The sequence below is a fragment of the Azonexus sp. MM2026_4 genome (genome assembly GCF_055901855.1).
Window position 1 is genome coordinate 258,228 of record NZ_CM148380.1, and the last position, 15,773, is coordinate 274,000.

Consider the following 15,773-nt stretch of genomic DNA (forward strand, 5'->3'; position numbering starts at 1 on the left):
GCCCTGATGCTGCTGCAGATGGCGGCGCTCGGGGGGGCTAGCTGTCTCGGGACGGAGGGCGGAGCAAGGGGACGCTCGCTCGTTTGTTTCACGGGGTGGGGCTTGGGGCGGTGTCGACAGTCTATTTCACTGTGCTTTGTACCCTGCCTTTGTACCCTTTTCTCGCCAAGTTGCCCGATCGATCAATGCAATCAGTCACTTGGGAATAAATTGGCGGAGTGGACGGGGGCTCTTCAGTCGAGGCGTTATTCCGTTTAAATTCATTCACTTGCGTCGCAACTGTGGCCTTCAGCTTGTACCTTGTTTGTACCCAGCCGTTACGCTGCATCTACGAGAAATCTACCACAGATCGCCGGTTTTGTTTCCTCTCGCCTTGATGCCTGGTCGAAAAGAAGGGGGAGGCGGTGGAAGTCTGCTGTGAGTTTGGTGCCACGTTGTCCAGCATTGCCTAGCCAACGGCCTCAATGCCAACTTAATTTGATGCTGGTTGCCGGATTGCGGACAAATCTAATTCGACCGGGGTGTGTTTTTTCTCCAGTTGTCTCGCTTGGGAACCGCGCCAGTTCTCTGCTTGATCTCGTTTCTTCTCCCCGAGATAGGTCCGCGCGTATTTGATACTTGAATCAATTTCTTATGTCGCTCCTCGCTAAACATCTCGCGAATGATGCGGATGTATTAGTCAAATGGGGTACTTCCCGTGTTGACGGTGTTGGATGGAGAGAGCGGCATGGTAGCGGTGGTGACGGGAGCAGGGCTTGGACTGGCAAGCGGGTCGGCGGCGGTATTGGGCGAGGCCGGAAGACTGGGAGAAGCCTCGACGGGGAGAGGGGGGGAGGCGGTCTATGTGAACGCTACCACCGGAGCGCTTGTCGTTCAGCACGAAGATGAACTTCTCGTCGGCAGAGGGCCTGATATTGGTGTGGTTCGCACCTACAACAGCAACGCCACTTTCGACTTCGACAACAACGATTCCTGGCAACTGTCGCTGTACCGGAAAATCGGAAACCTTACGGGAACATTGAATACGGCAGGCAGTACTGTTGTCCGTACTGCTGCCGACGGAGCGCGACTGACCTACTCCTATGACGCGGCTTTAGGGAGTTACATCAACAAGGAAGGCTCCGGAACCTACGACACGCTTGTCTACAACAGCACCAGCAAGCTTTGGACGTGGACGGACGGCGATAGCCAGATCAAGGAGACATACGCTGCAAGCCCGACCGCTGGAGAATGGCGCATCACTGGTTTGGTCGATCTTGATGCAAACGCTCTTTCTTACGCCTATGACGCCAACGGCCTCATTACACAAATTACTGATGCTAATGGCGAGGTCACCAAACTCACCTATGACAGCGCCAAGCGTCTGCAAAACATTCAGGTGCTGACTTCCGGGAGCGTTACGACCACCCGTATCCGTTATACCTATGACAGCGCAGGGCGGCTTGCCAGCGTCGTGACCGATTTGACCCCCGCTGATGGGAGTATTAGCGATGGTAAGGTTTATACCACCAGCTACACCTATGACGGCAGCAGCAAGCGTATCGCCTCCATCGTCAACAGCGATGGCACTCGGGTCAGCTTTACCTATGATGCGAATGGAAGGGTCAAGACGGTTGTCGACGGTGCCGGGCAGGTAAGCTCCTTTGCTTATGGCTCGGGAAATACGACGGTTACGGATCCGTTGGGCCGGGTTAGCACGCTGACTTATGATGTGGCGGGCAATCTGACTCGCCTGCAAGGTCCGACGGGTAGTGCTCAGGATATTCGCTATGCTTACAATGCCAACGGCGACCTGACCCAACTCACCGATAGCCGGGGTGGCAAGACGGTCTCGTCTTATGACGCCAACGGGAATTTGATTCGTCAGCAGGATGCTGCCGGCAATGTTGTCGAATACAGCTATAACACCGCTAATCAGCTTATCAAGAAGACGGTTTATGCGGTTCCCGATCCCGACGGTAGTGGCACGGCTCAGGCCGGGGGGGCTCAGGTCACTCATTACGTGCGTGACGCCAAGCAGCATCTGCGTTTTACGGTAAGTCCGGAAGGGCGAATCAGCGAGTATCGATATAACGCTTCCGGTCAAACTGTTTCCGTCTTGGTTTACTCGGCGAACACCTTCGCAGTTAGTACTACTTCCCCGACCGAAACCAATCTCGTTGCCTGGGTGGCGGCACAGGACAAAACGAAGGTACAGCGTACCGATAGCGCATACGACGCACGCGGGCAGATCACCTCGGTGACGCGTTATTCGAGGACGGATGCTGCCGGTCTTGGCGTGGCTGACGGAAATGAAGCCACGACGCGCTATGTGTATGACAGCGCCGGACGTCTGCTGCAACAGATCGACCCGCGTGGGGTTGCGACGACGGGGGTTGCGAACGATTACCTTACCGCCTATGCCCATGATGGTCTTGGACGAACCATCAGCGTCACCTCCAGAGATGCAGCCGGTAACGATACGCGGCGTAGTAGCACGGTCTTCAACGATGCGCTGAACCGGATTGAATTCACCCTTGCCAATGGTTTGAAGCGGATTTCAACGTATGACGGGCGCGGGTTGCTAGCGAGCCAGATTGAACAGGATGGGGCGAGCATCCTTTCCACTCAACTCTATCAGTACGATGCTGCCGGTCGTTTGCGGGTCGTGGTCGATCCCAATGGCAACAAGACCTACACCATTTACGATGATGCTGATCGGGTTGCTGCGACCGTCAATGCAACGGGTTCCCTGACGGAGTACTTCTACAATGCGAGTGGCAGTGTAATCAAGAGTCGGACCTATGCCACTGCGGTCACGGCCAATCTCACGACTCTGTTCGCGCCAGATGCTCAAGGGCGTATCCCCGATGTTAAATTGAACAGCTTGCGTCCTGCGGAAAGTGCAAGTGACCAAGTCGAGCGGAGGATTTACGACGCTGCTGGTCGTTTGCGTTTTGTCATCGATGCACGGAGTATCGTGACCGAGACCCGATATGATGGGGCAGGCCGAATTCTCAGTTCGGCCACCTATGCACTGGCAATGAACAATGCAGCCGGGCTTGATGGACTTGGGCGCGAAGCCCGCCCCGAAGACATCTTGCTTCTCGATACGGCTCCTGCTGGGACGCAAATCGGCCTGCAGCGCTATACCAGCGCCGACCGCATTACGCGTTACTTTTACGATGCTGACGGAAATCTGGTCGGTACGCTGGATGGTGAAGGTTATCTCACCGAATATCGGTACGATGCGAGCGGGCGGCAGGTACAGACGCTGCGCTATGCGGCCCCAACTGCCGTTGCAGACAGAGCTGCCGGTACGCTAGTCAAACTGCTCTCGAGCGCGAATACCATACCAGCACAGAATATCGCTAGCTATGCTTGGTTCAACGGCTTGGGACAGCTAGTGGGTGAGCTAGATGGCGAGGGCTATTACACGGCTTACCAGTATGATCGTGCCGGCAATCTCACCAGAACCACTCGTTATGCCAATCGTTTGGTTGGTACAGCAGTTTCCAGCGTTCTACCCAGCGTCACCGGGATCGTTCCCGGCAGCGTACCGAGTGGCGGTTATGTACTGACGAGCGCCCAGGATCAGGCAGTTCAGAGAACTTGGACCGCTTTCAATCAGGTCGAGACCGAAACTTCGGTTGATGGAACGCTGACACGTTACGCCTACGACAGCGTCGGAAATCTGCTCAGTACAGTTAGCGCCGCCGGTGCGGCAGACAGCCGTACACTTGCCTATCGCTACGACAAGCAAGGACGTCTGATTCAAGCCCTTTCCGCAGTCGGAGCAAAAGCGCTTGCGGCGCTTGGCGCCAGTCCAAGCAGCGCGCAGATTGAAGCAATCTGGGTCGCTTATGGTGTGACCCATAGCTATGATGCAGCGGGTCGGCGAACACGAAGTGTCGATGCCAACGGAAACACGACCTTATTCTTTTACGACACGGCCAATCGCTTGACCTATACGGTGATGCGGGTGCGAAATCCCGCGAATTCCGCCGAATGGGTAGGTGAGGTCAATGCGCGTGTCTATAACGCGCTGGGGCAGGTGGCGACCGAAATCGCCTATGCCAACCGTATCGCAGCCGGCAAGCTGGCAGGATTGACCGGCGGTGCCGATGCTGCGGTCAAGGCGGCGGGGGTAATCGTCGCCGATAGTTCCAAAGACGCCCGTTCAGACTACGCCTATCACCTGACGGGAGAGCGTTACCGGACGATCACCAAGCTCAATGCCTCTGAAAGCGCCGTCAGCTACGATTTCATCAATGCATTTGGCGAACGATACGCTTATCGCACCACCGTTGACGGGGCGCGTTCTCGCCAGGCCGAGTTCGTTTTCGACCGGCGCGGTCTGGTCACGCAATATCGCAAGGACGTTGTCTGGACCTCCAATCCGGCCGCCACTGCTGTAGTCGAGTACACAACCTATGACGCTTTTGGGCGTGTTGTCAGCACGACGGACGGCAACGGTATCGTTGCGAAGACCACCTACGACAAGTTGGGGCGAGTGATCCAGAGTGTTGGGGCGTCCGGTAGCCTCAACCTGACCAGCAAGGCTGCATACGATGCCTTCGGTCGCGTACTGACGCAGACCGATGCGCTCAATCAGACGACGACCTACACCTATGCGATAGATTCGGCTAACGGCAGGACCACATTGTCCGTCAGCAGTCCGGAAGGTGTTACGACCCGCAGCGTTACGGACCGCTACGGCCAGACCGTGGTCATCGTCGACGGGCTCGGCAACGAGACTCGCTATGCTTACGACCCTGATGGGCATCTGACGGCAACGACGCGTTGGGACAAGGCGGCGAATCTCGAAACCACCGTCGAAAGCAATACCTACGATGCCATGGGCCAGCGTTTGCGGACGACCGATGGCACAGGCCGGGTCGTGGCCTACAGCTACGATGCCGCCGGCAGATTGCTGACCCGCACTGTCGATCCCGACGGGCTTGCGCTCGCCAGCACCTATACCTATGACGCGCTGGGGCGTGCCGTCGATGTCAAGGATGCCACGGGCACGATCACGCGGACCAGCTACGACCTTGCCGGTCGTGCCATAGAAGTGGCGGTCGACCCCGCCGGGCTGAATCTGCGCACGCAATACGTCTATGATTTGGCTGGCAACACGGTTCGCCTGATCGAAGGCGTGGGTACCCCGGAGGTACGGACGACGCTCCATGCCTACGACAGCCTCAACCGGCGTATTTCGACGACGCTGGATTCCGGCGGACTCAACCTCGTCACTACTTACGCCTACGACAAGAACGACAACCTCGTGACCCGAGTCGAGGCTGCGGGGACCGCCGCCCAGCGGCTGACTCGCTACAGCTTCGATGCCGACAATCGCCTTGTCTATACGGTGGATGCGCTCGGTGCGGTAAGCAAGGCGGATTACGATGCGGCCGGCCGCTTGTTGCAGACTACTGCCTACGCCAAAGTCATCTCGCTCAGCGGGCTGGCAAACGCGCCGACGACTGCTGCCATTGCTGCCCTTGTTACCAGCGATACCGCCCAGGATCGAGTTACCCGCCACGTTTACGACAAGGATGGCCGCGAGCGCTTCAGCATCGACGCCACGGGGGGTGTTACCGAACAGCAATACGACGTTGCCGGGCGGGTGATCAAGCGCATTGCCTACGCCAGCACGCTGCGGGGAAGCTTGGCCGCTGGGAGCGCACCGGCGATTGTCTCCTCGGCTCCCGCCAGTGGTGCCTACATCCTTGTCAGTTCGCAGGATCGCAGCACCGCCTATGCGTACGATGCCGCAGGCAAGCTGGTCAGGGTTATTGATGCCATTGGCACAACTGAGTCCTACGCTTACGATGCAGCAGGGCGCAAGATTAGTTTCACGAACGCCAACGGCGATACCTGGCGTTATGTTTACGATGCCGCAGGGCGTTTGAGCGATGAGTACAGCCCGCCTGTGCCGGTAACCCGTCTGCAATGGGTTGCTGGCAAGGCGCAGGCGGTGACCAAGAGCGAATCGATACGGACCCGCTATACCTACGATGGCGTAGGCAATGTATTGACCCGCAGCGAAGCCTATGGGGCGGCGGAGCAGCGTACCACCACCTATGGCTACGACGCAGCAGGTCGCCAGACTTCTGTCACGCATCCGGCGGTCGCTGTTTATGACGCCGCTCTGGATACGCCATTGACCAACGGGATTGGCGAAGGCAGCGTATCGCGCACGGAGAGTACGCGCGTGCTCAAGACGCAGACCGTCTACGATGCTCTGGGCAGGGCCACGGTCAATTGTGACGCCGGGGGCGCCTACAGCTACAAGGTCTACGACGATGCCGGGCGGGTAGTCTACGAAATTGACACCGCGCGTTATCTGACCGCTTATACCTACGATGCCCTCGGCAACCGTTTGACGACGACGCGTCATGCCCAGGCACTCAGTTTCGGTAGTCATCCGCAAGCGTTTACCGAGGCCGAGGTCAAAGGATTGATCGTCACAAGTGCAGAGGATCGCACCCTGACGTCGATCTACGACGTGCTCGGTCGTCTCGTCGAGACCCGCCAGCCGGCCGTATACAGCCACGACTCGAGTGCCGCTTCCGGAAAGCAGTATTTCACGGCCAGTCCCACGACGCGCACGACGTATGACGCATTCGGGCAGGCCATCCGCCAGTCGAGCCTCAAGAATCCGCTCACCGCGACCTGGATCGACACCTACTACTATTTTGATGCGCGAGGAAACAAGACGGCAGAAATCGATGCCCTTGGTTACCTGACAAGCTACAAGTACGATACCGCCGGCAATCTGGTCGAGCAGGTCGAGTATGCCAAGGCGCTGACGGCCGGTAGCTGGAGCACAAGCCAGCGGGGTACGCCGGTTGCGACGACGCCGGCAACGGTGAAACCTGCCGCACCCGCAACAGCAGAAAGCGAAATCGGATTCGACCGCATCACCCGCTATGCCTACGATGCTCTCGGTCGTAAGACGACGGAAACAAAAGTGGGCGTCCAGTACGCGGCTCCCACGAGCGGCGCCGCGGCGAACAATCTGTACGGCGACCTCATTACGCGTTATGGATACGACGCGGTCGGTCGCTTGACCAGTAGCACCGACGCTACGGGAGCCACGACCCGGACCTACTACGACGCCCTCGGGCGGACGCTTGCCGTTGCCGAACCGGGCCGTACCACCAGTGGCGGCGCCGTCGCAGCCCTGCCGCCGATCACGGTGGCGCCGCAGTACCTGGATATCGGTCCGCTCGAAAGTGTGGTAACCGGAATAAAGACCGGAAGTGAGGGCGGGTATGAAAGCTCGACGACGAGCCGCAGAATGGATCTGTCGTGGAGTGATCTGAGTGTCTGGGGCTCGGGAAGCGCACGGGTTGTCGTTAGTTATACGAGTAGCTTTGGAGTTAAAACCAGCCTTACGCAAAACCTCAGTCAAGCCGAAGCTGCGCATGGAACCACGGTGGTTTTTGGAGGTTCGACTAGCGGTCTTCTTGCCGTTGGCGTAGCAAGCGTCAATAGCGTCCAGTTGCAGAAATTCATCAACGGTAGCTGGGTCAGCGTGATCGACAGCACGGCGGATACGGCGCGCGACAGCATCATGGTCTGGGAACGGCCGGCGGTCGAGGGGACGCAAGTGGTCCTGCGCTACCGGGCGCAGGGCAGCACCGGGGCGTGGAGCACGGCGACGGTCAATACGCTGGGCGACCGCTGCTGGGTCGATCTGAGCGCCTTGCCGGCCGATCGTTACGAGTATGTGCTGAGCTATACCCGGCCAGGTGAGAGCAAAGCCTACGCCGAGGGCAGCGGCGTGATCGCGGTGGCGCGCGGGGCAAGCACGAACAGCAGCAATGTCGTTGCCGAGGTCGTCTCGCCTTATCTGGACATCGGCCCGCTGGAGAGCGTGGTAAACACCATTACGGCGAGTGAGTCGGGTTACGAGGGAGCGACCGCCAGTCGCAAGGTGGAACTGGCATGGAGCGATCTGGGGGCCTGGGGCAACGAAGCAGCCCGGGTCGTGGTGGATTACACCTACTCCTACATTACCGGACCCAAGACAGCCTCGCTGACCCAGAACCTGACGGCAGCGGAAGCGGCTCACGGTATTACGGTTTCTTTGGGGGCCAGCACGACCGCCATCACCAGCGTCAAACTGCAGAAATTGATCGGCGGCAGCTGGGTGACCGTGATCGACGGTGCGAGCGATGCCACCAGACCGGCGCAACTGGTGTTGCGCGGCAAGACGGCAGGCTTGAGCGCGGTCGAGATACGCGATGCAAGCAATACGCTGGTTGGAACCTACAGCCTGGCGAACGGTAAGCTGAAGGCATTCGCCGCGGGCATTTATGTGGTCGATGTCAGTGCGCTGGCGGCTGGTACTTACAGCTACAAACCGGTCGGTACGGTTTCGCTCGTGGCCGGCAGTTTCGTGCGTGACGCAGGTGCCGCAAGCCGTGTTCAAGTCGGTGAGAAAACGCTTTCACTGGATATCGGGCCGCTCGAAAGTGTGGTGACCGGTGTGACGAGCGGCAGCGAAGGGGGATACGCCAGTTCGACGTCGGCGCGCCGTCTGGAACTGGCGTGGAGCGATCTGAGCAGTTGGGGGAGTGGTGATGTCCGGGTGGTGGTGAATTATGCCTATCCCTCGTTCCTCTCCAGCAAAACTGCCTCGCTCACTCAAACCCTGTCGGCAGCGGAAGCCGCACACGGCACTGCGTTGACCTTGGGCAGCAATGTGACCGGAATCAACAGCGTCCAAGTTCAAAAGTACATCAATGGTGCCTGGGTAACGCTGATTGACAGCGCGGCCGACACGAATGCCAATCGCCTCGAAATCGCCGGGTTGCCGGTTGCGGCAGCCAGTGTGCAACTGGAATACCGGCCAAAGGGTGAGAGCGGTCCGTACGTCGCCAAGCCGGAAGCCGTTGTCAGCAAACTAGGGACGGGGTGGTTCGCCCTTTCCTACGATGACATCGCCAACGGCGAATACGAATACCGGCTGACGGTGAAAGATAGTGCCGGCAATCCGCTCAGTCTGACCGCCCTGGGCGGTAACGCCCAAGGTCAGGTCTCCGGGACTTTCAGCGTCCTGCGCGGTGGCCAGGCCCTGCCTTCGGTTACCGCCGGTAGCGTCAGCATCGTCACGCCGTTGACCCGCTTCGAAAACGACGTTTTTGGCAATGTCATACACCAGGCTTCCTATATCAAGGGGGCCGCCCAGGCCAGCGCTGACGGTTACACGATTGCCGGGCAGGATGCCGCGAACGACCGGCATGCCTACAACGTTTACAATCTGCATGGGCACCTCGTGCAATCGGTAGATGCCGAGGGCGCCGCCGTGTACTTTTCCTACGATGCCTATGGTCGGGTGGCCAAGCGCTGGCAGGCGCTGACCGACAGCAGTGGTGCGACACGGAACGCCATCACCCTCTACGCCTATGACGCTTCCGGCCTGCAGCGGGCGACGTCCGAGGTTGTCGATACGAAGACGCTGGCGACGAGCGAAGTGAAGTACAACGCGTTCGGGGAAATTGTCGCCAAGGGTCTGAACGGCGTGTACTCGGAATTGGTCGACTACGACAATGCCGGGCGGGTGCTGCGCAGCAACAGCGACAAAGGCGTGACCACGGCATTTCTCTCCGATTTGCAGGGGTTGGCAACCGCAACCATCCGGAGTGCGACCATCGATCTTTCGGCGGCTGCCTACAAGAGTCCGTCCGCGCTTGCCGCACTGAGCCAGAACGTTGTGCGCACCAATACGGTTTATGACGTGCTGGGGCGACCGGTCAAGCAAGCCTTGCCGTCATTGACCGTCGATCAGAGTCCCGATGCCATCATTGCTCCGCTGGTGGTTGGCGCCCAATACCTGGATATCGGTGCCCTCGAAAGCGTGGTGAGCGAGGTCAAGACGGGGAGTGAAGGCGGGTACGAAGGGGCGACGGCGGTCAAGCGGGCGGAGTTGTCGTGGAGCGATCTTGGCGTCTGGGGATCGGGTGCGACCCGGGTCATTGTTAACTACACCTATCAATACTTTCTAAACACGACCAAGACGGCTTCGCTGACTCAGGAACTATCAGCGCAGGAAGCAGCACACGGGGTAAGCGTGACGCTCGGTGCCACCACCACCGCCATCAACAGCGTCCAGTTGCAGAAGTTCATCAACGGTACCTGGGTCACCGTAGTCGACAGCGCTGCGGATATGGCGCGCGACAGCATCCTGGCCTGGGAGCGGCCGGCGGTCGAGGGAACACAAGTGGCTTTGCGTTATCGCGCACAAGGCAGCACTGGAGCCTGGAGCGCGGCAACGATCAACACGCTGGGTGATCGCTGCTGGGTCGATCTGAGCGCCTTGCCGGCGGATCGTTACGAGTATGTGCTGAGCTATACCCGGCCAGGCGAGAGCAAAGCCTATGCCGAAGGAAGCGGCGTGATCGCGGTGGCTCGCGGGGCAAGCACGAACAGCAGCAATGTCGTCGGCGAAGTCGTCACGCCCTATCTGGACATCGGCCCGATCGAGACGGTGGTGAGCAGTATTACGACGGGTACCGAGGGGGGCTACCAGAGTGCGGCCGCGACCCAGAAAGTCGCGTTTGCCTGGAGCGATCTCGGGGCCTGGGGGAATGGCAATGCCCGGGTCGTGGTGAACTACACCTACAAATATTTCCTGACCACAAAATCGGCGACCCTGACGCAAAACCTGAGTGCCGCCGAGGCGGCGCACGGGATGACGCTGACGTTTGGTACCGGTATCTCCGCGGTCAGCAGCGTCCAGGTCCAGAAGTTCATCAACGGAGCATGGGTCACCGTGATCGATGGCGCGAGCGATGTCGCCAAACCGGCGCAACTGGTATTGCGCGGCAAGACGGCAGGCTTGAGCGCGGTGGAGGTGCGCGATGCGAATAACGCATTGGTGGCAACCTGCAGTTTGGCAAACGGCAAGCTGAAAGCGCTTGCTGGGGATGTTTTTGTCGCCGATATCACCGACGTGCAAGCCGGGAATTACAGTTACAAGCCGGTAGGCACGGCATCCCTCGCGGGGGGAAGTTTCGTCAAGGAGGGCGGTGCCGTCTCCGGCCGGGTGCAGATCGGCGAGAAGGCGCTCACCCTGGATATCGGACCGCTCGAAAGTGTGGTGACCGGGATCACGACGGGTAGCGAGGGCGGCTATGCTGGTGCGACGTCAGCGCGAAAAGTCGTGCTTTCATGGGATGACCTGAGTGTTTGGGGAAATGGCGCTGCTCGGGTTATTGTTAGTTATCCAGTCTTCTATAACCAGACAGGTACACTGACCCAGAACCTGAGCGCAGCGGAGGCTGCGCATGGTGTTACCCTGTTTCTTGGGGCTGCGAGCATCACCAGCGTCCAGGTACAAAAGTACATCGACGGCGCCTGGGTCACCCTGATCAACAGTGCTGCCGACACCAACAGCTCCCGCCTGGAAATCACCGCTTTGCCGGCTGCAGCGGCGAGCGTCTCGCTGGAATACCGGGCGAAGGGCGAGGACGGTCCTTACGTGAGCAAGCCGGCATCCGCGTTCAGCAAGTTGGGCACGGGATGGTTCGGCCTCTCCTACGACGACATCGCCAATGGCGACTACGAATACCGGCTGACCGTCAAGGACAGCGCCGGCCAGTTACTCAATCTGACTGCGCTGGGCGGCACTGCCCAGGGGCTGATTTCTGGTGCCTTCACGGTTCTGCGCGGCGGCCAAAGCATCGTCGGCACGCCGGCGCCGCAACTGGTCAAGCTGGACCCCGTCGTCAATCGTACTGTCGATCGCTGGGGCAATGTCCTCTCGCTGTCCGATCCGGCAGCGGCCGGGCGCATCACCAATTTCCGCTACAACCATGCCAACCAGATGATCTCCGAAATCAAGCCGGAGACCGATATCTGGAACGAAAGCGGCGTCAACCAGCGCAGCGACGGCGTTGCCAACGACCGGCCGACGACAAGCTACGCCTACGACGCGCGCGGCGGCCTGATCGCCACCACCGACGCCAACGGCAAGATCAACGGCATCCGCTACGACGAAGCCGGGCAGGCCGTCAGCGAGATACATGCCGACGGCGGGGTGGCCAGGACGATCTACGACGCCTTCGGACGCAAGACCGCCAGCATCGACGCCAACGGCAAGCAGACCAGCTATAGCTACGATCGCGCCGACCGCCTGACCCGCGTCCGCACGCCGCTCTCCGAGGACACCAGCTACGCCTACGACGAGGCCGGCCGGCAGATCAAGGTCACCGACGCGCTCGGCAACAGCACCACCTACGACTACGACACCCGCGGCAATCTCGTCCAGACTCGGCAGCCGCTCGGCCAGACGAGCAGCGCCTTCTACGACCTGCAGAACCGCAAGATCACCGAAATTCAGGGAGGTACGAGCGAATTCGCCACCTGGCGCTACGACTACTTCGGCCGCCTGATCGACCATGTCGACCTCGGCGGGGCCGACTACGACTACAGCTACGACTACAGCGGCAATCTTGTCAGCCAGAGCAACAACCGTGGCCAGCACCTCGTCTACACCTACTACGACAACGGCCTGATCCGGAAAATCGACGACTGGGCCAATGCCAGCCAGACATACTACGAATACGACGCCGCCGGCCGTCGCACCCGGGAGCGCTACCGTGCCACCAGCGGTGGCGCCACCGCCACCGCCCAGGACACCCGCATCGCCTACGACGAACTCGGGCGCATCGCCAGCGTCAAGGACACCCGCTATGCGATGAGCTACAGCTACGACGCCGTCGGCAACCGCCGTCATGCCGTCTCCAACTACTACGATCCCGCGGGCGCCGCCAAGACGGCGGACTACTGGTATCTCTACGACGGCATGAACCGCATCGTGCTCTCGCAGGGCGTGCGCAACGCCACCACCGGCAAGATCGAAATCCGCGCCGAGTCCGATTCGCTTGCCGCCCAGGGCACCTCGCTCGCCTACGATGCCGCCGGCAACCGCCGTACCGCCGTCTTCTACGAAGACAGCAAGCAGATCACCGAAACCTACACCTACGACGACGACAATCGCCTGACCAACACCCACCGCGGCGGTCAGCTCACCTCGTCGCGCAACTACGACAAGAACGGACGGGTCACCCAGTACACCAACTTCTCCAGTCCGGGCACCATCAGCGACCGGCGCGTCACGGCCTACAACGCCAACGGCTGGGTCACCAGCCAGCTCAACTACGACGCCGCCAACACCCTGATCGCCCGCGTCCGCCACGACTACGCCAATTCCTACGACAGCTACGGCAACGTCACGTACTACACCGTCGAAGGGCTGACCGGCACCAAATACAAGTACAGCTACAGCAAGACCTACAAGAAATTCGACAGCGCCCGGGAAGACAAGATCAACGGGACGATGGCCGTCTACTACCCGAACGGGACGACGACCAGCACCGGCGACACGACCAACAGCTACGACGTCAACGGCAACCTCGTGCGCGTCGTCGACCGCCTGGGCACCAACACCACCCGCGATTTCGTCGTCAACACCGGCGGCCAGATCCTCAAGAAAACCGAGGCCAACGCCAGCGAATACTACTTCTACGCCAACGGCGCCCCGGTTGGCGCCTCCGGCGGCACCGCCGCCGATTTCGACTACAACTACACGCCGGTCACCGAAAGCTACCCAGCCAACTCGCCAACCAACTACCTGGTCAACGCCGGCGACACCCTGCAGGGCATCGCGCTGGCCGTCTACGGCGACGCCAAGCTCTGGTACCTGATCGCCGACGCCAACGGGCTGACCTCGTCCAACCTCGCCAGCTACGTCGGCAAGACGATCACCATCCCCAACCGGATCAGCAACGTCCACAACGACTACCAGACCTTCAAGCCCTACAACCCGGGCGCCATCGTCGGCGACACCACGCCGACGGTGCCAACGCCCCCGCCGCCGCCCTCCAAGGACGGCGGGTGCGGCGGGGCGGCGGTCATCATCGCGATTGTGGCGGTGGTGGCAACGGTGTTGACAGCGGGCGCGGCAGTTATCGCCATGGCACCGGCAGGGAGCATTACGGCGAGCGTTTGGAGTGTGGGGCTCGGCGCACTAGGCATTGGTGGCGTTGGGACTGCAAGTATTGGAGCCGCCTTGATCGGCGGGGCGGTGGGCTCGATTGCCAGCCAACTGACAGGCATGGCCCTCGGGGTACAGGATAAGTTCAGTTGGGGGGCGGTGGCGGCCGGCGCGCTTTCCAGTGCAGCGATGGCCGGGATGGGGGCTGGCTGGAAACTAACTGAGATCGCTCCGGTAAATGCGGCAATCAATGCGGCCGCCCGCAATGTCGTCACGCAAGGCATCAATATTGTCACCGGGCAACAGGCGGAGTTCAACTGGAGCAGCGTGGCGGCCAGTGCCGTCTCAGCACCGGTTGCCGCCTGGCTGGGCAAGGACTTCGACCTCCGAACACCGCAGGGCGCTCTGGCCCACGCAGGCGTGGGGGCGCTGACCTCAGCCGTCGCCAACAAGGCCATCGGCGGCGTGCCGATGTCGTGGTCGTCGATCGCTGCGGATACCGTGAGCAGCTTTATGCGGTCGGATGCGTTTGGGAATTTGATTGGGAACGCCTTTGCCGCAGATGCGCTTTCCAATGTGACCCGTGACTATCTGAGTAGTGGTGGTTCGGGTAGTCAGCAGCCTAACGCCCAGATGGCCTTGGAAGACACCCAATATGACTTGGGCACGGTTGGTAATGCACGTGGGAACTCGGCCGTAGAGGCATCGGCGCCAACAGGAGGCGGGGGTAACGGGATAACCCTTCGCACCGGGGACGGTATCCAGGTCAATTTAAGGGGTGGGAATGATCTGATTTCCTATATCTCGCCTGACCGTAGTCTTACCGCCAATGGCACTCCACGGCTGTCGCCAGTATCGTCAAGCACTGACGACTTTTTGGATGCCATGATACAAACGTTGACCAATGCTGAGGATAGTTCGCGAGATTTCTCGCCGATCTTGGCCGGGGACGGAGTCACGGGAGTGGGGAATCTGTCGAATTACGGACGCAACTACGCCTCCATGAGTGCATCGCCAGAGCCGACCTTGCGACAGCGGCTGCTCAATGGCATGAGTGATTTCCTTGGGACTAGCAATACAGCCAGGGTTGCCGTCGGATTCACGCGGTCTTACCTATATTCGGCTGATAATATTGTGTCTGGCGTCTCAAATATGCCTGACACATTGTCTTCTTTAGCTTCGTCGGTCTGGAATGACCCGCTCGGAACCGTTGGGAGCGGTATAGAATCACTGCGAAGTAATTATCGGACGATAATGTCCGATAGCCCCGCCGGGGCGGAAGCTCGTGGCGGATTGTTGTTCGGCATCACCTCCACAGCAACAACAGGTGGGCTCATTAAAGGCTTGACCTTCGAGGGGGGAGTTGATGCCGGAATTCGTTGGGGAGGCGGTATTCAAGGGCAAGGCATGCCTTGGGAAAATTACTTGGCTAAGCAACTGCCAGCCGAGTCACGATTGCCGGCAAATTTCAAAACTTTTGATTTCTTTGATGATGTATCAGGCATAGCTACGAGCGCGAAAACGCTGGACACCACAACAGCGGCAAAGCTGGCAAGGCCTGAGCAGATTTATACTTCATTGAAGGCAAATATTGATGCTGCATTTAGGTTTAAGGAATACACGCTGAAGGATGTGAGCTTGTCAGCTAATGACATCGCTGGACGGCAATTGCAAGTTGCAGTACCGCAAGCAACGACTGCAGCCCAATGGCAGCAAATTCAGAAAGCAGTTCAGTACGGGCAATCCAAGAACGTACAAGTGATAGTTACTCGAGTGAGGTAAT

1 protein-coding gene is annotated in these 15,773 nt (G+C 59.7%); it reads left to right on the plus strand.

Annotated elements, in window-relative coordinates; translation table 11 throughout:
* Positions 1-727: 727 nt before the first annotated feature.
* On the plus strand, positions 728-15,772 hold the full coding sequence (locus AC0KWY_RS01185) for an endonuclease toxin domain-containing protein (protein WP_474027832.1): 15,045 nt from the start codon (positions 728-730) through the stop codon (positions 15,770-15,772).
* Position 15,773: the final 1 nt, after the last annotated feature.